This is a genomic window from Acidobacteriota bacterium, assembly GCA_016208495.1.
Classification (GTDB): domain Bacteria; phylum Acidobacteriota; class Blastocatellia; order Chloracidobacteriales; family Chloracidobacteriaceae; genus JACQXX01.
In genome coordinates this window covers 26,678-52,055 of the sequence record JACQXX010000149.1, presented here as the reverse complement: position 1 = coordinate 52,055, position 25,378 = coordinate 26,678, and the positions used below count along the sequence as shown (strand labels likewise).

Below are 25,378 nucleotides of genomic sequence, written 5' to 3'. Positions count from 1 at the left end.
ACGCCGGAAGGACAGCCGACCGGCGCAGCCCGCAACCCTGACTGATGGCAGTCAGGCAGAAGCGCGAACTGCTCAAGATCAACCAGTGTAAGCTGGATGATCCCACCCAGAAGCTCGGCCATTTATGGCCGAAAGGTTCACCGGTATCGGGTTTCGGTTGGGCCTTTGGGGGTCTGGTTTCGGATAATGCCGGTTCCGGCCACCACGGCAAATCGTTCTTCAAAAATTTCGAGTCGCTCAATCTCAAAATGAAATGACTGATAGGTTGGTTTGTTGGCCCGAATATAGGCTATTTCTTCGGCTTTGGTACTGATTGAACCACCATCGTCAATCATTTGAAATTGATCGTGCAAAATCCGGTCAAGCAACGCGGTGTCCTGTTCGCGATAGGCTTTGGGCCACAGGACGGTTTTAATGTGCCGGAGTTCGGCCAGATCGGTCTCACGAGCCGAGACCGAGGTTCCTTTTTGCTGACAAGGGATTGACGCCGGAAGAATAGACAGCGCCAGGAGCAGCGCGAGGGCAAAGTGATTCATGGGAAACTCCGAAACAGGCTGGATTGGATGAACGGTGTAGCCCACTCTACATCAGCTTTTCGGAGAAGTTGTTTGGTTCAGGTAAATTGTTTGAAACCGTTTTTTTATTTTTTACAGCGGGAAAGGATTATTTCCAGGCACTGACTGCAACACCAGTGACTGAGCCTGACCGCGTGCCTGGAGCCGGTTCAGCATTGTCCAGGCCAGCGGTACAAACGACAGCGTCAAACCGCTCGCCACGCCCGCCAGGCCAACCGCGAAAATCGCCATCACCAGTTGAAACAATGCCATCCAGGCGTCCACCAGCGTGAGAAATTTAATCAACAGGAGCGGGAGCAGCAGGATCATCACGATTGGCTGTGAAATGTGCGCGGCCTGCATCGTGGTCACTTGCGTGAATCCAGTGGCGAGCGTGAGGATCAATTCATCAAAAAAGCTGGAAATAAAATGGCTCCCCGACCAGTAGGCAAAACTCGTGCAGACAAACAAACTGACGATCAGGACCAGGTTGGCCCACCCAAACAGCCGCCAGCCCAGTAAAATCCCCCCAATGACCAGCCCGACCATCACCCCGTGAATGGCGCCAACGGCTGGAATGCCTACCGCCAGAAAGGCTTTTTCCTCCCAGTTCAGCATCGGGTTTAAACAACAGGTGATGACCAGCACGAGGTGGAGCAGCACAAACACAATCACGGTCCATTGAACCGCTTTCCAAATCAGGGAGAATCCTTCAACAATTTCAGCCGTGAAGTGAAGCCAGACCAGATTCACTTTTGCGGCGATGGATTGTGTTTGGTGAACAGTGTCATTGATCCAAGAAAAATACATAACACCCAACAGCCTGGAAGAATCAGAAGCCTTCGAAAAGGTTTTTGTTGTGGAAGATGGTGCATTGTGCCGGAGATGGAGGGGAAATGCACGACGTGAAGCGAACTTGCGGTACCTTTACTCATTGAACCTGCAAGTTGGATGAGGGTTCTGGCGCAAGATTGCAGAATTCAGTTTATTTTCCCAATCTTTTCCACCACATTTCTACACCGTCACGTTGGGAATGGTCAAAATATTCATTTTTTCAAAAGGATTTCCAAAGATGTTTCGAGTTTTCCTTGTTTGTGTGTTTCTTGGAGTTTTCTCCGGAAATGAAACGTTGGCGCAAACCAGCAAACCATCGGCCCCAAACACCACCGATACCAAAGCACAGTTCTTCAATCAGCTCACCGGGCAGCCTGATTTTATGGGGGACATGACGGTCACGGTTGAAGGTTCCACCGTCAAGCAAACCTTTATCAAAAAAGCGGGAAAAGTCCGGTGTGAATTTCACCCATTTGAAGGTGCGTCAGACGCAAACGAGGTGATGCGAGGCTATAAGGTGATTGTAATTTCCATTCCAGGAAAACCGGTTTTGGTCATTGACCCACAACGAAACCGGTACACCGAATTTGAAGACCAGGAGCCGTTTCCAATTATGGACTCAGCCAAATTGATCGAAGGATTTGTCAATCTCAAGAATGAAGCCAACATCGTCCCCCTGGGTGAGGCGACCGTCAATGGCTACGCGACTCAGAAAGTCAAAATGGTCATCGCCGGCGAAAAGGCCGGGGTCTTTTTTTACTTTGCCAAAGATCATCAAAATTTGTTGATCAAAATGGAGCTTGAAAACCAGCAATCGGCACTCGGATTTGAACTGGCCAACATCAGTCTCGAGGTGGCTGACGGTTTATTTGAACCACCCCGCTATGCCAAACACGAACCCTCAGAGGAGTTTCTGTCCGGAATGAAAGAGAATTTTGCGAAGTAATGCCATGTGAGGGTTCGGGGTTCAGGGTTCAGGGTTCAGGGTTCAGGGTTCAGGGTTCAGGGTTCAGGGTTTTCGAATTTATGTCCTTTTGCCGCTCAAAACCCGCACCGCCTCGGCTCACTGGAAAACGATGCCCCGCTTGAGAAATTCGGTTTTGGCCCGATGGGTGATGTCTGACTGGAATCGCGGTTCATACCGGTGATCATACACATAGGCTTTGACCCGGACTTTCAAATAAGGGTTCAGGGCTACTTCTTCAATCAGGAGCACGACCACGGGTTTGGAAAGCAATGTGTACGGTGAACTAAACGCGGCTTCGTACCCGACTTCAAGCGCCGTGGCCGGATCAGTATGGTGTGGGACAAATACATCTGTCACCACCTGGCAATCAGGAACACCGGAATTGGAATTCCAGGGGACACCATTCAAAATCTGGCTGTTCGGAATGGTCACCCGCGTGTCGTCCGGCGTGGTCAATTTGGTACTGTACAAACCAATGTGGTCAATTTCACCATAGGCATCCCCAAGTTTGACGCGGTCCCCAAGTTGATAGGGCCGGTCAATGAGCACCATCAAACCACCAATCAAATTTTTGATTAAATCTTGCGCGCCTAACCCCAGGGCAATCCCTATCGAAGCCGTAACGGCAAGCATGGTTTCGCGCGACGGGGCAAAAATGGCCACCACCAGCATGGTCATGGTAAACCAGATGCCAAAGCGCAGGATGGGTGTCAGCAGTTTGAAAAAAAACCGCGCCCGTGGCGCCCGGATGCTGAGCATTTCAAGCAACCGGCCAGTCACATACACCAGGAGCACAGCGACGCCAATTACCAGACTGGCTTCGAGGATTTTCTCAAGGGTAATCCACTTCCAGAAATCCTGAGAAAAATCCATCTCAGGTTGCAACCACAGGAAAACGATCAGGTGTGTCATAGAAATCTTTCAATCGGGTTCGGGGTTCGGGGTTCGGGGTTCGGGGTTCGGGGTTCGGGGTTTCGAATTTATGTCCTTTATGTCCGTTCACTCTTTTCCCAAAACGCTAAAGCAAATTCCGCTTGTACAACCCTTCTTTCACCAGTCGCAGGGCTTCGGGACGAACGCGAAGACCAGGTTTCAACGGATCCGGTTCGATGATTTCGCGAGCCAGTAATTGATCAAACCGGGCCCGGCTGGCACTGGTTGTTTCCAAAAAAATGACGGCGTGTTCTTCCGGAGTCAGGCTGCCGTGTTGCAGGATGGCTTTGAGGGCAAACCAGTCTTCCTGGGTCAGCACTTCCATCACTGGCTCAAGGTCTGGAATGTCGAGCACTTTCATATAGAGCGACCCGGCTTCAACCCGGTCCAGATGACCCAACCAGATTTCAAAAGCCGTGCGGAACACCCCGTTTGATTCTTCAAACAATGTGTCGAAAAACTGGGTTTCAGCGTCAATTTGGCCAGCCAGTTTGTCCTGAAGCCGGGACATCCAGGTTTCTTCTCGCGGGCGTTCGGCAAATTCGAGCCGGAGTCCGGAAAGGTTGTGCCGCAATAAAATGGCTTGCTGCAGGGTATCGCGGCTGACATTTCCGACATTGATCCGATGGGAAAAGCTATTTCCAAATTGAACCGCCGGATCCAGAAAATGAAACGCCACCTGGTTCCCCGCGAGAATCCAAAAGGTGGTCGAACAGGTTGCGGCCATCAACCGCTGAAGTTCACGAACCGCCACATAATGTCCAATTTGACGGAGGAAGAGGCGTTCGATTTCTTCCAAAATAATGATTCGGCGACGTTCCAGGAGGAAGGGTTCAAGTTCATCGGAGGAATCCACCCCAAACAACCGGGCCAGATGAGCGTGCAAATGTTCAACCGAGGTGATGCGTTCGCCGAAATCACCTCGAATGATTTCGACCCCGGCCAGATGCCGTTTGAGGACACAATTGATCAGGCTGGTTTTGCCGCTGCCACGGGGACCGGTAATCAAAATGGCTACCCGGCGGCCAGATTCCCAGTTGGTCCGGGCTTCGGCAATCGCAGCCAGTTCTTCGGCGCGACCAATCAAAAAGCGTGGATCATCAACCGCTTCAAACCGAAACAAGCGCCGGTAAATAGTCGGCATTTCTTTTTTGGAGAGATCGGCGGTAAACTCTTTTGGAAGGTAGGTGCGGCGGTAGATTTCAGATTTGCCCGGATCAAATTTTTGTTTCCAGCCAATGGCCACGAGAAATTCGGAAAACCCGGCCTCGCTGACATCCACTGATTTTTGAATCAGTTCGGTCATCACCTCGGAACCAGCTTCGAGCTTTTCGCTGAGCGCGGAACTGGTCCCTTTTTGGGCGAGATAGGCGAGTGCCCCTAGATAATCACGCGAGAGCAAAACCCGAACTTCAAGAAACATTCCGGCCAGGAGCTCCAGCAACCGACGTTCGACCGGGAGCCGCCAACTGGTGTCAGGCTGGTTCAGGCGTTCCAGCATGCGCAGGGCATTATGGAAGGCTTCACGCGCCACCATCCGATCATTTTCCAAATGAGCATCCAGTGCGCTGGTGCCAAAAACAATGACTTCGCGGGCTTGTTCAACCTGAGTCACAATCGCCGTATGTTGTGCTTCAAGGTCCCTAAAAATGTGTTCGACCCCAGTCTGCACCCGACGGTCAAACGTGCGCTGATAAAAATCGAATGGTCGCAGGAGCTTCGGTTTGGGTTTTTTGGGCGGGTAAGGGCTCAACCAGGCCAGCAGTTCAACCGGCGCCCGGAGTGGGTTGAGTTGTTTGCGAAAGGTGGATTCTAAATCGTGAACCCGACTGAGCGCTGGGACGACATCGGCTTCCAGATCCGTTAACGTGACTGGCCCATTTGATTCCACCTGACGACGAACATCCCGAGTGAGGGATTGGAGTTCAGTGCGGAGTGCCATCCGTTCGCGCTCGACCTGGTCGAGGAATTGTGTAAAAAGGTCAATCAGCCTTCCTTCGTGGCGGGTCAATTCAATTTCAAGCCGCGCTTCCGCCTCGACTGCTCGGAGTTGTTCCACCCACAGCTTGAGAAATTCGGGCCCCGGTGGCGGTGATTTTTTTGGCAGCGGCGCCAATGACCGCACGGCCAGCCGGTGTGACAACCGGGTTTCCAGCTTTGAGCGCAACCGTTCAGAAAACAGTTTGTACCGCGTGAACGCAAGTTCAAACTGATGGATTCGTCGCAAAACATTTTGCTTTTGGGTTTCAAGCCGGGCACTGGAATCAATCTGGCCGGTCCGCTTACCTTTCACGCGTTCATCCAGATGGATCCGGGTCAATTCCCAGGGTGATTGCAATTTTCGCAAGAGCAGAACGAGGTCTAGCAGCAACTGGCCTTCCCGCTTGAGTCGCTCTCGATTCAGGGTTTGCCACTCTTCGGTCACGACCAATTGCCAGTTGAGTTTTTTCTGTCGGATTCGGAGCTTCAACCAGAGTCGAGCCAGTGTTGAATTGACCCCGGTTTCAAACATTTCATTGACCTGTTTTTCTGAAATGATTGGAGTTTCAGGCAAATTTTTAAGTGCTTCGTCAACACTGCGGTCAAAGGTTTCAATCAGTTTGATGATTCGCTTGAATACTCGCTTTCGGTCTACCTCTGCCAGAACGGTTTCGATCAAATCAATGGCCGTTTGATGGCGGAAGTGACGATAGGCTTCAAGATCGGAGCCACTCGCCTCTGGAAATTCAGGAACCTGCCGTTCCAGAATGTGTCGGGTTGCCAATTCCTTTACATCCTGCCAGATCGCAAGCAGTTCACGGATTGATTCCTGGGTTTGTGCCTCCAGTCGGCGAACCAACGCGGCCCAGTTGTCTTGAAAGGTTGATTCAAGCGAAAGCATTGACATAGTTCCAGTTCGTAGTCAGTTGTCAGTTGTTTACTAAATCCCTTTGATTGAATTATTTGACTGTCTCCTAACCCAAGATAAGTACCTTGTCATAAGTTTCCTGAGATATTGGATTGGGTAAGCGTTTGATTCTTTTCGTGTCGTTCGTGTGTTTCGTGGTTAAAATGTCTGGAAATTTTCGGTAAGGTACTTATTCATTGCAAAATGCTATAGAGCCCTTATTCTGACAATTCCAACCCAATCTCCTTCAGGGAAGAAGGAAGATATTGAGCTATCGCGATCCAAAGCAGAGTGTTTGCGACTCCAAAGCAGAGACCGGGCAGCAAAATCCTGGGGAATCCCTCAAACGATTCAACCAGATGTTCTTCAACTGTTTTTGACTGATAGTGCGGGAATGTCCACCCTTCCTCAGAACTGGTGGTTTGGACATTTGGGGCTGGCTCATTGAAGGTACAGGCCACCAGCAGCGCGCCGCCATTGAGAACCAGTGCCAGTATTAACCCCAACGTGAAATGGATTACTTTCCTCAGCGTTATTTTCACTTTGGGCCGAGCCGGCGGCGCAATGAGCAAAGCTGCCAGAAATGGCGGAAGCGGTGCTGGCCGTGAAAGTGGGACACGGAAACCGATTTCCACCCCGGCACATCGGAAACACACCTCCTGAATCGGATCAAACTGGTCCGACTGGTGGCAAATATCACAGCGCTGGCTGGTGGAAATATGACGGATGTTCAACATAGCAGTTTGGACACAACGTTGGGGAAAAAGTTCCGCTCTGTCAATACGGCACTCAAAATTTAATATCAGCCGGATATGGGTTGGTTACCGACGGGAGTACTTTTTGCACATGTGCAATAAATCGTCCATCTGAAAAGGTTTGGAGAGGAAATCACGGAAACCGAAGTCCGCGTACCTGGATAAAACCTGAGTGTTTGAGTATCCGCTGCACACAATCGCCCGGACATCCTTATCGAGTTTGAGCAGGTGTTCCATGGTTTCGCGTCCACCCATCCCACCCACAATCGTGAGGTCGAGCACCACCAGATCAAAAGGATATCCGCTGGCTTTTGCCGCCTGAAACAGGTCAATGGCCTCAGTTCCGTTCGTGGCCACTTCGACACGATACCCGTTGCTCTCCAGAATCTCCTGACATATGTTCAAAATCATTGATTCGTCGTCCATGACGAGAATGCGGGCTGGAGTCGCTGATGGTTGAGCACCGCCTGCTATCGAAGGTGGGTGATGTTCAGAAGGGGTCACGTCTTTGGCGGCGGGCAGGTAGATGGTAAACGTCGTGCCAAGATTCTCTTTTGTCGTTACGGCCAGCCAGCCGCCGTGCCTGGTCACAACCGAATTGGCGACTGCCAGCCCAAGGCCGCTTCCAGTTTCCTTGGTGGTAAAGTACGGGTCATAGATTTTCCCCAAAATATCAGAGGGGATTCCCTCTCCAGTATCCTGAATTGAAAGCTTGACATAGTTTCCCATCGTGAGCGGAAGTCCAGACAGCGACGAGATGAAAATGTTTTCAGCCTGAATCGAAATTTTACCATTTTCCGGGCACGCTTCCCGGGCATTGATCAAGATGTTGTGCAGTGCCTGACCAAATTGACCAGCGTCAATATCAACCCTCCAGGTAGCTTCGGGAATCGTGCAGGTCAACTCCATGGCTGAGCCACTCAAGGCCAGAGTCGCCGTTTCCTGAATGATTCCGGCAAGGGCGGTTACTTTCCGAACCGGTTCACCGCCTCGGGCAAAGGTAACCAGTTGCCGGGCCAATCCTTGCGCCCGGACTCCGGCTTGTTCGATGCGGTCCAGTTTTTCAATGACTTTTGGATTTGTAGATTGAAGTTTGGCCAGATTGACATTGCCAGTGATAATTGTCAGAAGGTTATTAAAATCGTGGGCAATCCCTCCGGCCAGTACCCCGAGGCTTTCCAGTTTGGAAATGGTCAGGCGGTGAGCTTCAAGCCGTTTGCGGTCGGCGATATCGGTCAAAACGGTGAGAATGGTTGGGTGGCCCTCCTCGGTCTCATTTTGTCGGCTGAGCAATTCAACCGTGATCGCACCACCGTCTGGGCCTTTCACTGAAATTTCAGTGGTTACCGGGACAGTGGAATTTCGACACTGATGCAGGTGATTGAGTAACACGGGAAGATCAGATTTCACCACATATTGAGCAAACAAATTGCCTGTGATCGCTGATCGCTCGGTATTGAGTAACCTGGCACCCGTTAAATTGATTTCCAAAATACACCCCGTCAACGAGAGGGTGGCATACCCAACCGGAGCAAAATCATAGAGGTTCACATACCGAATGCGCGATCCTTCGATCTGGGCCCTGGCTTCGAGCAGTTCGCTGTTTTGGGTTTCAAGTTCAACTTGATGATGTTGAAGGGATTGAACTGTTGTCAGATGACTGGCGGCGGCGGTTTCAAATCGTGTTCGAAGGTGATCTAACTCTTTGATGAGTTGCTCCCGACTCAAATGATTATACTCAGACATTGTGTCTCCTTTGAATTCGAAAGCTATCGGGTGATGATACAGAGACTTCAGGTTCCAGTCAGGGTACGGGAAGTTCGAAGGCCAGCAACAGCAATGGAGCTGGATCTCGATGACCTTCGATTCGACGCACATTGATTATCGTGGGGGTTCGTCCCATGGTATCAGATTCCAACTCGATTACAACCCGTTGAAATAATTGATTTTGAAAGAGCATGTCCTCCAGGAGCGTTCGTAGCGGCAATGATTTTGAAGGCAGTGTCCCCAATTCAAAAAACGGCTGGTTGACGATGACACCACTCTGAACCCCAAATCGCTGGCGGAACGCTTCGTTGATTTGAACAATTCGCAAGGTCTTGTTCAGCACCACCATTGGGACCTGGATGGTTTCAAGTATGGCGTCAGAGAGTTCACGCGCAAATTCAGCCGCCTCGACACTGCGTTTGAGCAGGTCAATCTCAACGAGTGCAATCACCATGCCGTCAATTTTGTAGTCCAGCGTTTTATAGGGTTTGAATCGGAGCGAGTACCAGCGTCCGGTTTGGTCTTGAAGTTCAAGCTCTTTGCTGCGGAACTGGTTGACCACTTCATCGAAAATTGAAGGCAAATCCGGCAGATGCAAATTTGGATTGATATGGCTGAATGGGCGACCAAGGTCGGTTGGAATCAGGTTGAGTATTTTTCCGGCCATCGGAGTGAACCGTTTGATGCGCAATTCCCGGTCAAGGACCACAAACCCCATTTCCACGCTGTCGAGCAGGTTGCTCAAGTCGTTGTTGAGCTGGGCCAGTTCCTGGTTTCGGTTTTGAAGCTCATCGTTGACCGTGATGAGTTCTTCATTGGTTGACTGGAGTTCTTCTTTTGCGGTTTCAAGTTCTTCATTCAGACTTTGCAATTCTTCGTTGCTGGAGAGCGCTTCTTCATTCGCGGACTGGAGTTCCTCGTTGGTGGCCACCTGTTTTTCAATCACCGATTGCAGGTATTCCTTGAAGACAACGAGTTCCTGGCGGAGGCTGGTGCGTTCGAGTTCCCACTCCGGCGGCGGGGTTTCAGATACTTCAGGAAGAAATTTGGTCTCATCTGGTTTTCTCAACCCAGTCGGCTCAGGTTCAAATAACACCAGAAAATGGGGTTCCGGCAATTCCGCCATCAACAGCGGGATCACCACCACCGTGATACCTTGAAACCCGTTCTTCAACTCAAGTGTCGCCCCTTCCCAGCGCACCGGTGCTTTTTTCCGGTCGGCTTCAGAAATAGCCTGGCTCAAATGGGGCAAGAGCCCTGGCTGGGCCATCTTCATCAGGTTGAGGCTGGCAACTCCAGGCGTTGGATCCAGATAAAGCCCGGTTGAACCTCGAAATTGCACGATATTCAGTTGCGCATTGACCACCACTCCGGGTGGTGCATAGCGAGCAAGTACCAGCCGATCCGCTTCTTTGAGGATTTCAGGGTCAAAAATCGTGGGACTTGAACTCATTGGTTGTTTTCCAGTGCCTGGTATGATTGGTAATTCGCTCATTTTAAAATGAACTGGGCTAACCAGGGCATTGGATTTTTTTTGATACAGATTGCCCTTCTTGTCCACCAGCAGAAACAAATCAGCACAGACACCTATCGTTTCAGTATTTCCAAGCAACAGAAACCCATTTGGCTTGAGGGCGTAGTGAAAGGTATGGAGCACTTGCCGTTGCAGCGGGCTATCGAAGTAAATAAACACATTGCGGCAACTGATGAGATCAACTTTTGAGAACGGCGGGTCGCTGATCACATTTTGGTGGGCAAAAATGCACATATTGCGGATGGTTTTCGATATTTGGTACCCATTTTCGGTGGGGACAAAAAACCGACTCAGGCGTTCCGGGCTGACATTGGCTTCGATTTCTCGGGGGTATATCCCAAGCCGTCCCCGTTCCACCATCGCTAAATTGACGTCGGTGGCAAAGATTCGGGTTTGGCGTGAACTGGCGGTATCGCTCAGAGTTTCAAGCACGACCATGGCAATCGAATACGCCTCTTCGCCTGTTGAGCAGCCGGGTACCCAGATTCGCAACGGCAGGTCAGAAGGTGGAAGGTTTGTCAGGCGAGCAAACACCAGGCGCTGAAGCGCGGTAAAACTCTCTGGGTCCCGGAAAAACTGGGTCACCGGAATCAGCAGATCCTGAAATAACAGGTCCAACTCCGCCTGATTCTTTCTTAGAAATGTGACATAGGCTGAAAAGGTATCAATCTGACAGACCTTCATCCGGCGAGTAATTCGACGCTGAATGGTGTTTGATTTGTAATGCCTGAAATCCACACCCGTCGCGGCACGGATCATCCCAAACAGTTTATCCAATTCAGATTTTTTGTTATCCAGGATGTCCCCAGATTCCTGAAATGAATGAATATGAGTAAATGTATGCTGACTCAGTCGGGCCAACCCAGCGGCAATTTGATCAGGTGGCAGAATGAAATCCGCGTGGCCAGACAGGATGGCGTTGCGCGGCATGCTGGGAAATTTGGCGGACCCTTCGGTTTGCACAAAGGTCACTCCGCCTTCAGATTTAATATTTTTCAGCCCAACCACCCCATCCGACGCATTGCCGGATAAAATAATACCAATCGCGAGTTCTTTATATTCGTGGGCAAGTGATTCGAAAAAAGTATTGATTGGCAACGATATCCCTTGCTCTGGCAGACGTTCAGTGATGACCAGCTTTCCATCTGAAATTGTCAGACTGGCATTTGGCGGAATCACATAGACATGGTTGGGTTGAATTGGGAGTTCCTGCTCAACTTCCCTTACAGGCATGGCGGTGGTTTTGGAAAGCAAGTTGACCAGTTCGCTTTTGTGATGAGGTGAAAGGTGTTGAACCAGGACAAAAGCCATTCCCGTATCGGGCGGCAACGTGGAAAGCAGTTGAGTAAAGGCTTCCAACCCTCCAGCCGACGCACCGATCCCAACCACTGGAAATACGTCTTTGGCGACAGGTGCGGGCTGGTTGGTGGAACGTGACGCAGGTGTTGAAACAGGTACGGCAAGTGCCGGGGATTTTTTTGAGGAAGGGGACTTCGGAGGGCAGTTGGGTTTCACAAATTCACCCGGCCTTTATCGAACAGTGGAGGTTGGGTTCAACCGGTCGCCCTGACCGGTTGAACCCAACGGCAGCAGGTTGAGTGGAGGGTTCAGACTAGATCAAACACCCTGTGACAAGGTGACAAGGTGACAAGGTGACTGGGTGACAAGGGGACAAGGGCAAGGAGACAATGGGACAAGGGGACAAGGGATTTTTTTCATCCCTCATCCCTCATCCCTCATCCCTCATCCCCCATCCCTTCCAAAAACCCGGAACCCTATTTCCCAGCCGGCCTGGCAAACACGGAATCAGGAACCGCTTCGTTGACCTTGATCTCTGTGAAGGTGGCTTCAAGGAACATCGCGCCGTTGGTTTTGTAGGTCACCTTTCGGGCCACTTTCAAACCGCTGAAGTCGGCATAATCGGCATAAAGTTCTTCAGTGTCTCCCTGTTGTCCTTTGTATGTCAGTCGGGATACCAGACTGGTTTCCGGGTCACAGTAAAACAGTGTGGTGTGTTTGTCCTTATCTGAAATGGCAAACACTTTGTATTTCCGACCTTCTTTTTCTTCATCCGGGAGGCTGCGAATCAGGAATTCCTCGGGATGCACCGCCGCTTTATTCAACACATCCAGGCCAAATTTGCCTTGTTCTGGATTGGGGAATTCCTGCACGCCCTGTGGCGAAACGACCCAGATCTTTCCATCTCCAGCCGTTCCAAAGCTGACTTCGAAGGCTGGATGCTTGATCGTAAGCACCGACTTACCGCCCTCCCCAGTGGTGTTGGTAATCGAAGGCACCGCCAAAGGCTGCGGCAACCCTGGCGGTGAGAATTTACCGCTCCCCTGTCGAATCACCGTTTTTTGGTTCACATACGCCTCGCCACCCAAAGCGGCAACCGTTTGTTTAAGGAACTCTGACCCAGCCGTCTTTTCAGCATCAGTGGCAGGTCGTTCCAGGGGGGATGGCTTGCGTAAATTGGCCGCCATTAAGTCCACGTCACGGAACGGAATCTTCTCGAATTTCCCCAGTGACGCCAGTTCTTTTTCAAATCCGGCGGCATTTCCCACCAGCACGATGGTGCTTGAGTCCGGGTTGAGCCGGTCGCGCATCACTTTTTGAATGGCTTCGGCGGTGACGGCGGACACTTTCTGGGCATACGTATCCAGGTCCTGTTTCCCGCCTCCCTGTCGAATGGCATCAAGCAGGTTGCCGGCCACGTCCGCCGGGGTTTCAGCGTTGAGGACCGACTGCCCAATCATAAATGATTTCCGCTGAGCAAGTTCCACGTCAGAAATCGGCACATCACGCAACTTTTTCAGCTCATCAAGGAGGATGCGCACTACCTCCACTGTTGATTCGGTTTTGGTGTTGGTTGAAAGCGTGAATTTTCCGCCTTTGGTCAAGAGTTGGAGCGATGATCGTGCGCCATAGGTCAGCCCGCGTTTGACGCGAACTTCCTGCATCAGACGCGTGGTAAACAACCCACCGCCAAGGGCGACATTCATCAGCGAGGCGGTAATCCGATCTGGATCCGTGGCCGGAAACGCCTGGCGACCGACGCGGATTTCAGTTTGAACAGCATCTGGCTTATCAATCACCACCATGCGCACGCCCTTTGGTTCGGTTGGGAGTTGAATTGAGAGCGGTGGAACCGCTTCCCCGGTCCACCCGCCAAGGTGTTTGGTGATGAGCGGCATGATGGCTTTTGGCTGTACGTCACCCGTCACCACCAGAATGGCCCCTTTGGGGGTGTAATGCTTCTGGTGAAACGCCACAACATCGGCTCGTGAAATTGTAGGGACTGTTTCCGGTGTTCCATTCGATGGACGTCCATATGGGGTCGTGCCAAATACCAGCCGGTCAAAGACGCCACCCGCCAGAAAGCCGCCTGAAATTGAAGTGAATTGAAATCCGGAAATGGCCTGGGTTTTTGCCCGGGCAAGTTCATCTTCGTCAAAGGTCGGATTGAGTGTCACATCGGCCAGAAGTTCGAGCGCCAGGGCGGTGGAATTTGACAGAAATGAGGCAGTGACACGGGCATATTCATCACCCGCATCCGCACCGAGCGCGCCGCCCAGATCGTCCACGGTTTGGGCCAGATCCCTGGCTTTGCGAGTTTTGGTGCCTTTGGTCAACAAATCGGCGGTCATCGAAGCCACACCGGCTTTTTGATCCGTGTCGTAAATGGCCCCGCCCGGAAGCGAAAGTTGAAATGAAACGAGTGGCTGGCGATGGTCTTCAACAATCAGGACCCGCAATCCATTGGGAAGGGTTTGATCAACAAACGCCGGAAACGGCCTCGCATGAAACGGCGGTGCCACGGGTGGTTTCTCCTGCGCCGCCAGGGTGACGCCTGAAAGTGGTGTCAGCAGGCACACACCTGAAAGCAGCAAACTGCAAAGCGAGTGCATTCGCAACGTCTTTGAATTCTGAAATAAGTTCAACCAGGGCATGGCGTTAGTTCGCTCCTTTTTGAGTCTCAGTTGTCGGCGTGGAGGTCGGCACCACTGAAGATTGCTTCGGGCGCATTGACTCAGGGAGGAAATAAATCACCAGCCGTTTCCATGGATTGAAATAGGTTTGGGCGACCCGCTGAAGGTCTTTGATGGTCACCGCCTGGTACTTTTGAAGTTCGGAGTTCACCAGTCGGTAATCACCCATAATCACCGTCGCATAGCCAATATTGTCAGCTTTGCCCTGGACCGTTTGACGCTGACGGACAAGCGAACTGATCAACTGTGCTTTTGACCGATTGAGTTCCTGTTCGCTCACCGGCTCCGCTTTGACTTTGTCAATTTCAGCCAGCAGTGCGGCTTCACCTTCCTCGGCTGTTTTTCCAACCGCCATGGCCGCCTGAAACGAAAAAATACCGGCCAGTTCGAGCGGTTCATTTCTCCCAGCCGCAAAAATCGCCAGTTGTTTGTCATACACCAGGCTCCGATAGAGTCGGGACGTCTCGCCACGAGCCAGAATGTTTGAAAGCAGCTCCAGCGCGTGACGGTCAGGATGATTGGCGCTGACGGTCGGATAGGCAATCGTCACGCCACCAAACGGCAGGCGGGCGTCATATACAACCGAGCGACGTTCCTCGGTCCACTCGGGTTCTTCGAGTTTAATGCGCGGCACGGGCGTGGCACTCGCCGGAACATCATCAAAGTATTTTCCGATTTGCTTGATGACTTCGGCGGTGTTGAAATCACCCACAATGATCACGGTGGCATTGTCAGGCACGTAATAGCGATCATGAAAGGCTTTGACATCAGCCACCGTCGCGGCATTCAAATCTTCTTCCGAGCCAATGGGAAGGTGGGCGTAAGGATAGGTTTTAAAGACGTTGGACAACAACAGCGCATAGATTTTGCCCAGCGGAGTGTTATCAAACCGGAGTTTCTTTTCTTCCAACACCACTTGCCGTTCCGAAGCAAAGTTTTGTTCGTTGACGGTCAGTGATTTCATCCGCTCGGATTCCATCCACAACACGCGCTCAAGATAATTTGCCGGGACGGTTTGCCAGTAAAAGGTGTAATCCTGCAGGGTTCCGGCATTTTGGATGCCACCGGTTTCCTCGATCAGCCGGGGGTATTCTTCCTGGGCGATATGTTTGGTGCCTTTAAACATGATGTGCTCAAAGAGGTGAGCAAACCCCGATTGGCCAGGTTTTTCATCTTTGGCCCCGACGTGATACCAGACTTGAACATTGACAATTGGTGCGGTGTGGTCTTCGTGGAGCACAACCGTAAGGTTGTTTTTCAGTTTGGTTTGGGTGATTTTTAAAACGGGCGGTTTAATCTGAGCATGGGCTGGTTGGCTGAGCACAAAAACGCTGCTCAGGCAGACCGCAACCAGACAGGCACAGAATCGCTGTCGAATAGACATGAGGCGTGACTCCTTATTGGATAAATAAGACCTCAAAGGCAGACATATATAGAAAAGATTCCTCCCTGGGAGCGCCGGCAGGATGCCGGCATCTGATTGAAACTCAACCGCCTTGTGCCGGCAGGATGCCGGCGCTCCCAGGAAATATGTATCTGAAGATCTATGCCTGAAGAAGTCCTGAAAAAAAGAATGCGACGGAAAACCTTCACCATTTACCACTCCAAACCATTTTGTTCAATCCGGCGGAGCTATTATTCACCAAATTGACGCAGATGGTGGTTCATATGCCTGGCCGCCAGAATGCCCCACTCCGTGCCGGTCAGACGGCCAAATGCCGGATGTAGCGACCATTGACCGGCGGGGCCACGCTGGCGGAAGACTTCAAACAGGCGCAAAACTCAGCTTTGTCAGCCTCCCACTGGCTGGCAGTGGTGATTTTCATCTCCGGCGTGGTCGGGGCGCCCTTGGGGTAAGTCAACGGAACATAGAGAACCATCCATTTAATGAATGTTCGCCAGAATATATTTTTTCGTTGTTGCGAAGGGATTTCCCCCAGTGCCACTCGGAGCTGGTCGCTGAGATGGCAAATCATCTGGTTGGCTGACATTGTTCCCCAATGTCGGGAATGACCTGGAGTAAGTCGGTGAAATCTTTGAAGGAGTGTCTGCGCCCCTTCGGGGTCAAAAAGTGAATACATCGGTGAATTCTCCAAAGAAAAAGCCAGTTTTTTTGAGGGTTTTTCACCCAGTCAAATTAGCAAAATTTGGCATAAATGAAAGGAAGGTGACTATTCTTTTTGAATTTTCCTGGCTTATTTCTGCAATTTTTTTTCAATTGACTGCAGTTTTTCCGCTTCTGGGCGGTCTTTCAGCAAAAAAAATCTTGCGTTTCTTCTGAATTTTTTGTAATGGTATTCCATCTTTAATTTCCATCCCAACCATCAGGAGTGAACGAAAAAAAGTACCATGGCTACCAAAAAAGCAGCACCTGCACCCAAGAGCGCCCCGGCTAAGGGCAAAGCGAAAGAAACAGCGAAAGCTAAAGACACCAAGGCGACCAAAAAAGCGGCGGCCAAGCCAGCGCCAAAGAAAGTCGCCAAACCGGTCGTTAAACTTATGACCAAGACCGAACTGGTTGACCGTCTGGCTGCCAAATCCGGTGGCGACAGCAAAGCCAAAGCTCAAGCCAAAGCGATTTTGGATGAGCTGGTGGTCGTCGCCGCTGAAGAAGCAAAAAAAGGTGGCTTTATGCTCCCCGGCCTCGGAAAGTTTGTGTTCCGCGAAGTCAAAGAGCGTCAGGGCCGTCACCCAGGCACAGGCGAACCCATCACCATTCCCGGTGGCCAAAAACTGAAATTTGTCATTTCTGAAACCATTAAAAAAGCGGTTCAGGAATAAGGCCCGTTTCACCACAATTGAGCCCCAGAGGGCAGTCAGGTATGACACGCATACCGGGCTGCCCTCTTTTCTTTGGAGTGCGGCAGCTTGACGCCGCTTTTAAAAAATTCTTGACGAAAAGTAAAAAATCGTATAACCAGGTAATTGAAAAATCCAAATTCTTGATTTTTGATCTTCCCCGCACCTAATTTATTTGATGAGAGGATCTTCATCATGTCCAACGTGAACCAAACCACTGGACCCGCAGGTGCTTTATCTCCCGCACTGGAAAAGTTACTTCGAACTGATTTTAACTCGCTATCGAAAATCCAAACTAATTTGCCTGAGCGCGTGATGTCGTATGTGTTGACCGGCGAGCCGGCTACCGTGATTGAGGACCTGACCACGGTGAAAGGCGGCGGGGCGGCGATGGAGTTGGCGACGGCCTATCACGAACGCCGGGGGAAGTTTTTCCGGCTGATTCAACTCCGCGATCCTCAATTTTTTTATCGCCTGGCTCGGGTCTATAGCCGGCTGGCCTCCAATGATTTCCGTGGCGAATTTATTTATGCCCGATTTGGTGAAACCGACCACCTGGATTGTTTTCTGTATCAACTGGTTCAAGGCTCGCCCTGTTTGGCGCCCACCGTTCGTGAAAAACCAAAACTTGAGGCTGAACTGGTCGCTCAGATGTGCGTCCTGGCCGGACACGACCCGGATTACATTGCCCGACTCGCCTTTCTCGCCAACCCGGATTCTCCCCAAATCAATATCTCTGAAATGTGTCAGGCCCTGGCTGGCTTTGCTGAGTACTGTGCCAAATACCCTGAACCCACTCGCCAAGCCCTGACGGCTGGAAACCAGGCTCAGGTGATCCTGGCGTTGAAAATCCTGGATACCCACAAAGTAAACCTCTCAGCAGTCTTGGGAGAGGTCGTCGGGCTGGCGCTCAAGGCTGGGAAGAAAGTGCGCGAGCTGGCCGTGGCGGTACTCCAAAAAGCCAAACCCGACGCGGTGGCCTGGTTAAAGTCACATTTTGCTGATCAAAAGGCTGCCGATCAGTTCCAAAGCCTGAAACTGCTGATGGATTTGGCCGGAACTGAAGCCCCTTCGACCCTGCTTGAATGGCAAGAACAAGCCAAAGATGACAAGGTATCAGCCCAGATCGGGGAGTATCTCGGGGCATGCCAGCCAGTGGCTCAAATCCAGCTCCCAACGTTCCCGCCACTACCGCCGGTTGCAACCGATGTTCCGTTGCCAGCGGAGCTTGAAAAGATCCTGGTTGAAATCTTGCCCTACATCAGCAAGGAAGTAAAACGCCCTAAACCCGAAGCCATCAGCCAGGCTCTGGCGCGTGGAACAGTCGGAATTCTTGAGAAAACACCTCTTTGGCCCGATAACTGGGAAAAATTCAGCGCTGTACTGAAAAAGTTTGTGACCCATCCGCAGGTGCAGTTCATTCATGTGATTCGGTTGATGGTAATGACCGACTATATTTCCTGCCGGTATCGTGACAGCGAGGAACTCCTGCATCCTGAGGGTCCTGGGGCTGGACTGCTGGACCTGTATCGTCAATCCCACTCCCCAGCCTTTGATTTGCGCCAACTGGCCGCCGTCGTCAAGGCCGCCGGGGTCAATCCCAATCGGGTGGGTGGAACAATTCTGCACGCCGAAGGCGGCTGGAACCGGTACGATATTTTCCGATATGAACCCGAAGCCGTGTGGCCATACTTTGCCGAAAATCTGAATCTTCTTCAGGATGTATTTAGCCCCAAGAAAGTGCTCAGCGGGTATGGGGTTGAGCAGGATCAGGCCGCTCGCCGTCGAAATGCCCTGCAGGTGTTACAAATCTTTCCGACACCTCCTCTCGCCTTGATTCCGGTGTTATGGGAAACAGCGCTTGGGACGAGCAAAACTGAACGCCCATTGGCCCAACCATGCCTGGAATCGCTCCCGGGCAGTTTTGAACGGATTCTAGGGGCGCTCGAAGACAAAAACCTGGCAACACGGCAGGCGGCAGTTGAATGGCTGGCCAAACTCAATCGTCCCGAAGCGATTGAGCCACTCAAGGCGTTGCTTCGAAAAGAAAAATCCGAAGCGGGTCGCGGGTTGTTGCTGACGGCACTCGAAAAACTGGGGGCTTCGGTGGATGAATTCCTCAACCGCGATGGCCTGATGGCCGAAGCCGCCGACGGGCTCAAAAAAGGCGTTCCAGACGTATTGGCGTGGTTTCCATTTGCGCAACTGCCAGCCGTTCACTGGGCGGATACCGGAGAACTGGTTGATTCCAAAATTGTGACGTGGTGGCTGGTCCAGGCCAATAAACAGGGAACACCGGAGCCGGGCCCAATCCTGCGGCGCTACGCCGGGTTGATTCCTCCAGCCGAACGACAGGCGTTGGGGCAGTTTATTCTTGACGCCTGGATTGCCCAGGATACCGTGCCCGCCTACACCCCGGAAGCACTCGAAAAAGAGGTTGAACGGTATGGCAAATATTTGCTTACCTCCCGCTGGACACAGGCCCAGATTGACAGCTACCTTCCTGAGTATCGCCGGGAGCTGGCCAAACAGTTCAAAGGAAGTGCGTTGAAAGAACGAGGTATCCTCGCGGTTGCCGCTGCCTGTGTTGGTCAATCAGCCGCCCCCGTTGTGAAGCGGTTTCTCAATACCTTCCACGGCAATCGGCTGGCCCAATGCAAAGCCCTGGTGCAAATGCTGGCCTGGGTAGATGACACGGCATCCGTCCAGTTGCTCCTGTCCGTTTCGGGTCGCTTTCGGGTCAAAACCATTCGCGAAGAAGCCGCGCTGCAAGTTCAGGCCCTGGCTGACCGAAAAGGCTGGACCGTGGACGAACTTGCTGACCGAACTGTTCCAACCGCCGGGTTTGAAGATGGTCCGGAACTCACCCTCGACTTTGGCAGCCAGCAATTCACCCTGCGGATTGATCAAAACCTGCAACTGGTCCTGACCGATGCTGGCGGGAAAATACTCAAGGCGCTTCCGGATCCAAAGAAAGACGATTCCGAAGAACTGGCCAAAGAAGCCAAAAAAATCTATTCGGATGCCAAAAAACAACTCAAAACGATTCTTGAAAGTCAGCAAGCCCGGTTGTACGAAGCCATGTGCACCCAGCGAAGCTGGCGCGCCGACGAATGGAGTGCTTTTCTGAACCAGCATCCAGTTTTAGGCCGCTGTTGTCAGCATCTGGTCTGGGCGCTGTATGACGGTGAAACCCTGGTCACGACGTTTCGTCCACTCGAAGACGGAACGCTCACCGATTGCCAGGATGAATCGGTTGTGCTCGATCCAGCCCATCACGTCCGGCTGGCCCATCGCGTCACGATTGGGGACGAACTGGCCCGTCAGTGGCAGCAGCATCTGGCGGACTATGAAATCCAGCCGCTCTTCCCGCAATTTGACAAACCACCTGTCCTGCTCAGTTCCGAACAGGCAACCAGTAAGACCTGGACAAGTTGTGATGGTTATGTGATCAAAGCCAGTAAGCTCCGCACCAAAGCCGAGAAATCAGGCTATGCTCGCGGTGCGGCTGATTTTGAGCGGACCTATACGGAATACTTCCGCCGCTTTCGGGCACTTGAATGCGAAGTTGTGATTGAGTTTGACGGTATCACCGGTGAAATTTCAGGTGGCACATTTGAAGATCACGACGTCACGCTTGCCGGATTGAGCTTTCGCCGACGGCGTGAACACGAACGCAAGGGTACCCGGATGGACCTGAAAGATGTCCCTCCGGTACTGCTGTGTGAAGCCGTTGCCGATTACCAGGCCATTGGGGCAATGGGGAAGAAGTCAGTACCGCCTGCGTAATACCATTTTGAGTTCAGGGTATCGGGTTTAGGGTTCAGGGAAATACAATTCTTTCAATAATTTAGCTTCCCCGTAATGCAATAGGTTCATTCCAAAATGGTATAACCTGGTTTCCCTGAACCCTGAACCCTAAACCCTAAATGGTATTACAACTGCTCCAGCACCTTTTTGATTTTGGCGTGGAGGTCTGGTGGGGCGCCATAGAACGCCTGTACCAGCTTTCCATTTTGATCAAACACATAGAGCGTTGGAACGCTGGTGATGGTGCCGAATTTCGAAATCCGATCTTTTGAACCGTTGACGATATGAACCGAAGGCCGGAGCTTGTCGGTCATTTCCTTGATTTTGGCTTCTTCCGAATCAATTGCAATCCCGACAATATTGAGCTGGTCAGGATGCTCAGCTTTGAGTTCTCCGAGCCAGCTTAATGTTGAGCGACAGGGCGGGCACCAGGTCGCCCAAAATTCCACAATCGTAATTTTCCCGGCCAGTTCGCTTGATTTGAGTGGCTGGCCGTCAATGTCTTTCCAGTCAAAGTCCGGAAGCGCCGTCGGTTCTTTTGAGGTTGCACCGACTTTGTTGACCAGCGGTTTCTGATTGGGATTGGCCAGCAGAATATCAATCATTCGGGCCAAATCCTGTTTAAATCGCTCCTGGTTGGCCTTCTCGCTAATGGGTCCGTATTTGGACTCGGTCACGCCCCATCCGCCAAAGTCTTCGGGTTTGGCGACCAGGACATCACCGACAAACACCACTGGATATTTGGTGATGCCATAGCGCTTGGGAAGCTCGGAGTTGCCCCAATCGAGGCTGACAAATTCGGCTTTTCCGGGATACCGATTGACGACATCTTTGACCAGCAAACTTGCCGGGTCAGAGAGTCCTCAGGTGTATGGCCAGCGGACCAGCGTCACGGTCAGAATGGCGGACTTTGCTTTTTTGGTTTTTGATTGTGGTGGATGGGCGGTGGCGGTTGTGCCAAACCAGAGCAGGCCCAGGATGAGAATCAATCCCTGAAAAATTTTCATGTTGTTTTTACTTTCCACAGCGAGGCATAGAGCGGCAACACATGCTCCAGCACGGCTGTGCTGCGTCGGAGATCGTCAGGGTTGTTGGATTTGGAAAAAACACCCTGCACATATTCGGCCTGTTCGAGAAACATCAATCCAAGACTCTGGTCGCCAGGGGCGGTTTTGAGCCGTTGCTTCCACCGGGCAAGCTGGGCCTGCTGGTCGGCCAACGGTTGCGGGTCTTTGGCTTTGGCCGCAACAAAACCCATCACGCGAGTGGCTTCGAGCAATTGGAATAGCTCTCCGGCGTAGCGTTTTTCTTTTTCGAGGTCCCAGGCTTGCTTCAACGTGACGTTGGCCACGATGTAGACAGTGTTTAATTCTTTCGATTCAGGCTTGCTATAGCCTTCGATGACCTGGGCTTCAAGTTTTTTGAGTTCTGGCGCAAACGAGCGAAGCGCTGGTGACGGGGCAGGTTTTGGAAAGCTGAGGTTTTGACAATACAGTGTGAATGTCAGATTCCCTTGAGCCAGCCCAAGGTAATGACGTCCATAAATTGGGGCCGTATTTTGGCCAAATAATTCGCTTGACTGGTACAAAGGGTGAACCTGAGTCAACGCCGATTCACCAAGCGCCCGGACCAGAAGCGGCTGGGTTGCCAGCTTTTTCAATGAAACCTGTTTTTCCTGTTCGGCTAACTCAATACCGGTGGCTTTCCAATGTTTTTCAAATCCATCCAGATCTTTGTTATCAATCTTGTCATTGACCTTCATGGCTTCATAGGCAGAAGTCGTCGGCCAGACCCGGTACAACCGATGGAGAGCATAGTGCTCCAGACCTTTTTGAGTTGCGAGGTTAAGGGTTTCAATCTCCTGTAAAAGATTGTCCTGATCGGCCTTATCTTCATATCCAATTTCAGTGGCGATTTGTTTGAGCCGGGCTGATTCCCTGGAAATCTGCTCTGGCAGTATTTGCCCGAAAATCGAAAGTGAAAACTGAAACACAAGAGCGGTTGCGAGACCAAGGCACAGCCGTACCGAAGCGCGGTGAGACATGAGAGGTTCCTCTGGATTGAAAAGGTGGAAGGTCCAGTATAGAAAGCAGCGTGCCAGACATGAGAAACCTTTTCGCCCCGACCAGAACGGTCTCTTCGTCAGGTTCAACCAGCTTCAATTGTTCATTTTCGCGCACCTGTCGTCTCAAAGCCGAACAGTAAGAACAGGGTTCAGGGTTCGGGGTTCAGGGTTTAGAAAATACTTCTTTCGATGATTTGGCCTTTTGCAAAAGCGAAGCGTTAATTTTGAATTGCTAAGTACTTTACCGAAAATTCCAAGACATTTTTAACCACGAAATACACGAAAAACACGAAAAAAATCAACCGCTTACAAAATTCAATTTCTCAGTAAACTTATGGAAAGGTACTTATCAGTTTGTGGTACCCAGCGATTTCATACACGGTTCCGCTGCCAATCGGCTTGCTTCAAGGCTGTCAAAGAGGGTAACTTCGACACTTTGCCGACCTTTTCTTCCAATCGAACCAAACTGTAAGGATACAACCCATGCTGATTGCGATTTTTAACCAGGCGGGCGGTGTCGGCAAAACCACGCTGACCCGCGATTTGGGATATGAACTCAGTTTGCGGAATCAGCGCGTTCTGGTCATTGATGCCGATCCGCAGGGCACACTTGGCTCATTTTTGGGGTTTGATTCCCAGGTTCTGCCCGAAGACCAGACCTTTTGGAAATCAGTCATTTCCGACGCCGACCTGCTCCCACATGTTATCTCAACGCCGTTTAACCTGGCGCTGGGCGTGTGCAATCGGATGATGATTGCGGGTGAAATTCAACTCATGCAGGAAAAGAATCCGGCCCGGTTTCGCGGCATTTTGTCTCAAATTCGCTCTGGATTTGACGTGATATTGGTGGATTGCCCGCCACGCGTTTCGGAAATCACGGTCCAGGTGTTGCTGGCCGCAGACGGGTTGTTGATTCCAGTCCAAACCGAATTTAAAGCCGTCTCATCGTTTGCCGAAGTCCAGGTTGAAATTTCCAAGACCCAGCGGCGACGGCGCGATATGGGCCTGGGTGCGCTCAAGGTACTCGGGGTCGTGCCGACGCTGTTTGACACCCGGCTGAAAGTTCACTCGTTTCATCTTGACGAATTGCGAACCCAAATCTGTCCAGAGTTTCATTACCAGGTCCTGTCGCCCTTCAGAAAATACAAAAGCGTGATCGAATCGGGCACGTTTCGAAAACCGCTCCGGGTCTTTGATAAAAATTGCCCGGCCAACGACGATGTGGCAGCGATTGCCGACGCAGTGCTCCAGTCGCTCACACCTCAAAAACAGGAAGCTCATGGCTAAGAATAAATATCCCACGTCGGTGTCTTCAGCGCGGTTGTCGGCCCTGTCGGCCTTGATTGAGCCGCCCGTCACCGGCCACGAACCAATCCAGGACCTTGCCGTTTCAACGCTTCGCGAAAATCCATTCCAGCCCCGGACAAACCATTCGGCAGACTCGCTGGATGACCTGGCCCAATCCATCAAAGAACACGGGTTGCTCGCGCCACTTCTGGCCCGTGCTGAATCGGATGGCACCTTCACTGTGATTGCCGGTCACCGACGCTGGCTGGCAGTTCAAAAACTGGGCTTGAAAACGGTTCCGGTTGTTGTGCGCAAGGCAACGGACACTCAACTGCAATTGCTGGCCCTGATTGAAAATATTCAACGCGAAGACCTGCACGTCATAGACAAAGCGCGTGCGTTTTGGCGCATTGCCGACCAGTTCCCAACCCAGGAAAAAGCCGCCGAAACCCTGGGCATCAAGCGTGACGCGCTGGCACAGTGGCTCCGAATTCGTGACCTTGACGAAGAAGTTTTAGCTACTTGCGGGACAATTCCGAACTTGTCGCTCCGAACCTTGCTCCGGCTGGTGGCCTTGCCGCTACGTCAGCGATTGACCGAAGCTAAACGACTGGCGGCACTCCAGGCCATACACGCAGGGCCTGCAATGACTCCATCACAGTCCGCCGCTCCAGAAAAACCAAAGCCCATGTCGTTCCGGTATCGTGACCCGGATCCAAAACGCAAACTAGGTATCAAAATCGAAATGCGCCCGACGTCGCGCAAAAGCGCCGTGGCGGTTGAGGACTACATCCGGGCGCTTGAAGACGTTCTCGAAAAACTCAAGCGGGAGCGAAATAGTGAATAGCGAAGAAGCGAGTAGTCAATCCAGAAAAGCGAGTAGTGAGTAGCGAGTAGCGAGTAGTCAATTCAGAAGAGCAAATCGCGAGGGACAAGTGGCTTTCGCAATCAGGCTTTTTGATTGCTTTCCAAGAGGACAAGGGGATTTGAAATTTGGCTTGAGCATCCTGAAAGGCTGCAGTTCGGATAGCCGGCTGGTTGCTCGGCTTTGCGAGCTACCACCGGAACACATTGGGCCTCTATTCCTCCGCATCAGCCACGCCCCGTTGGGGCGTGGCTGATGCGGGAGATATGGGGGCAGGCTTGGGTCCGGTGGTAGGCCCAAAGCGGCCAACCGACCGGCTATCCGAACTG

18 protein-coding genes are annotated in these 25,378 nt (G+C 51.7%); 5 read left to right on the top strand and 13 right to left on the bottom strand.

Going from position 1 to position 25,378, the window contains the following annotated elements; genetic code table 11:
* Positions 1 to 137: 137 nt before the first annotated feature.
* Positions 138 to 536: a nuclear transport factor 2 family protein gene (locus tag HY774_28130; protein ID MBI4752376.1), complete on the bottom strand. Its 399-nt coding sequence runs from the start codon at positions 534 to 536 to the stop codon at positions 138 to 140.
* 111 nt (positions 537 to 647) lie between these two features.
* Positions 648 to 1,364: a hypothetical protein gene (locus HY774_28125; GenBank protein MBI4752375.1), complete on the bottom strand. Its 717-nt coding sequence runs from the start codon at positions 1,362 to 1,364 to the stop codon at positions 648 to 650.
* 262 nt (positions 1,365 to 1,626) lie between these two features.
* Between HY774_28125 and HY774_28120 the strand changes: the two genes are divergently transcribed.
* A complete protein-coding gene (locus tag HY774_28120; protein ID MBI4752374.1) occupies positions 1,627 to 2,334 on the top strand; it encodes a hypothetical protein in 708 nt (235 codons plus the stop codon).
* Between the two features lie 117 nt (positions 2,335 to 2,451).
* Here the strand turns inward: HY774_28120 and HY774_28115 are convergent, their stop codons facing one another.
* The 8 genes from HY774_28115 to HY774_28080 all read right to left on the bottom strand — a co-directional run bounded on the left by HY774_28115 (position 2,452) and on the right by HY774_28080 (position 16,002).
* Positions 2,452 to 3,267 carry a mechanosensitive ion channel gene (locus HY774_28115; protein MBI4752373.1) on the bottom strand — a complete coding sequence of 272 codons (816 nt, stop codon included), beginning with the start codon at positions 3,265 to 3,267 and terminating at the stop codon, positions 2,452 to 2,454.
* A 106-nt stretch (positions 3,268 to 3,373) separates the two neighbouring features.
* Positions 3,374 to 6,175, bottom strand: a complete 2,802-nt coding sequence (locus HY774_28110; protein MBI4752372.1) for an ATP-binding protein — start codon at positions 6,173 to 6,175, stop codon at positions 3,374 to 3,376.
* 218 nt (positions 6,176 to 6,393) lie between these two features.
* The gene (locus tag HY774_28105) at positions 6,394 to 6,912 is read right to left on the bottom strand and encodes a hypothetical protein (GenBank protein ID MBI4752371.1); all 519 of its coding nucleotides are present in this window, start codon (positions 6,910 to 6,912) and stop codon (positions 6,394 to 6,396) included.
* A gap of 84 nt (positions 6,913 to 6,996) precedes the next feature.
* Entirely contained in the window at positions 6,997 to 8,676 is a 1,680-nt protein-coding gene (locus HY774_28100; protein ID MBI4752370.1) for a response regulator, read from the bottom strand.
* Between the two features lie 58 nt (positions 8,677 to 8,734).
* Positions 8,735 to 11,746 (bottom strand): PAS domain-containing protein, encoded by a 3,012-nt coding sequence (locus tag HY774_28095; GenBank protein ID MBI4752369.1) that lies wholly within the window; start codon positions 11,744 to 11,746, stop codon positions 8,735 to 8,737.
* 260 nt (positions 11,747 to 12,006) lie between these two features.
* Positions 12,007 to 14,184, bottom strand: a complete 2,178-nt coding sequence (locus HY774_28090) for an insulinase family protein (protein MBI4752368.1) — start codon at positions 14,182 to 14,184, stop codon at positions 12,007 to 12,009.
* 4 nt (positions 14,185 to 14,188) lie between these two features.
* On the bottom strand, positions 14,189 to 15,607 hold the full coding sequence (locus HY774_28085; GenBank protein MBI4752367.1) for an insulinase family protein: 1,419 nt from the start codon (positions 15,605 to 15,607) through the stop codon (positions 14,189 to 14,191).
* 251 nt (positions 15,608 to 15,858) lie between these two features.
* Complete coding sequence (locus tag HY774_28080; GenBank protein MBI4752366.1) at positions 15,859 to 16,002, bottom strand: DUF1569 domain-containing protein; 144 nt, start codon at positions 16,000 to 16,002, stop codon at positions 15,859 to 15,861.
* Between the two features lie 570 nt (positions 16,003 to 16,572).
* Between HY774_28080 and HY774_28075 the strand changes: the two genes are divergently transcribed.
* Complete coding sequence (locus HY774_28075) at positions 16,573 to 17,004, top strand: HU family DNA-binding protein (protein ID MBI4752365.1); 432 nt, start codon at positions 16,573 to 16,575, stop codon at positions 17,002 to 17,004.
* A gap of 213 nt (positions 17,005 to 17,217) precedes the next feature.
* Positions 17,218 to 20,811 carry a DUF4132 domain-containing protein gene (locus tag HY774_28070; protein MBI4752364.1) on the top strand — a complete coding sequence of 1,198 codons (3,594 nt, stop codon included), beginning with the start codon at positions 17,218 to 17,220 and terminating at the stop codon, positions 20,809 to 20,811.
* A 146-nt stretch (positions 20,812 to 20,957) separates the two neighbouring features.
* Here HY774_28070 and HY774_28065 read toward each other — a convergent pair whose 3' ends face one another.
* Genes HY774_28065 through HY774_28055 form a run of 3 tightly spaced genes read right to left on the bottom strand, consistent with a single transcriptional unit; the run spans position 20,958 to position 22,876 of the window.
* The gene (locus HY774_28065) at positions 20,958 to 21,674 is read right to left on the bottom strand and encodes a TlpA family protein disulfide reductase (GenBank protein MBI4752363.1); all 717 of its coding nucleotides are present in this window, start codon (positions 21,672 to 21,674) and stop codon (positions 20,958 to 20,960) included.
* 21 nt (positions 21,675 to 21,695) lie between these two features.
* Positions 21,696 to 21,839: a hypothetical protein gene (locus HY774_28060; protein ID MBI4752362.1), complete on the bottom strand. Its 144-nt coding sequence runs from the start codon at positions 21,837 to 21,839 to the stop codon at positions 21,696 to 21,698.
* Positions 21,836 to 22,876, bottom strand: coding sequence for a hypothetical protein (locus HY774_28055; protein MBI4752361.1), 1,041 nt, complete (start codon positions 22,874 to 22,876; stop codon positions 21,836 to 21,838). The genes HY774_28060 and HY774_28055 overlap by 4 nt, the downstream gene beginning before the upstream one ends.
* 504 nt (positions 22,877 to 23,380) lie before the next feature.
* Here HY774_28055 and HY774_28050 point away from each other — a divergent pair.
* Together HY774_28050 and HY774_28045 are read left to right on the top strand one after the other, a co-directional pair.
* On the top strand, positions 23,381 to 24,184 hold the full coding sequence (locus HY774_28050; GenBank protein ID MBI4752360.1) for a ParA family protein: 804 nt from the start codon (positions 23,381 to 23,383) through the stop codon (positions 24,182 to 24,184).
* A complete protein-coding gene (locus HY774_28045; protein MBI4752359.1) occupies positions 24,177 to 25,031 on the top strand; it encodes a ParB/RepB/Spo0J family partition protein in 855 nt (284 codons plus the stop codon). The genes HY774_28050 and HY774_28045 overlap by 8 nt, the downstream gene beginning before the upstream one ends.
* Positions 25,032 to 25,378: the final 347 nt, after the last annotated feature.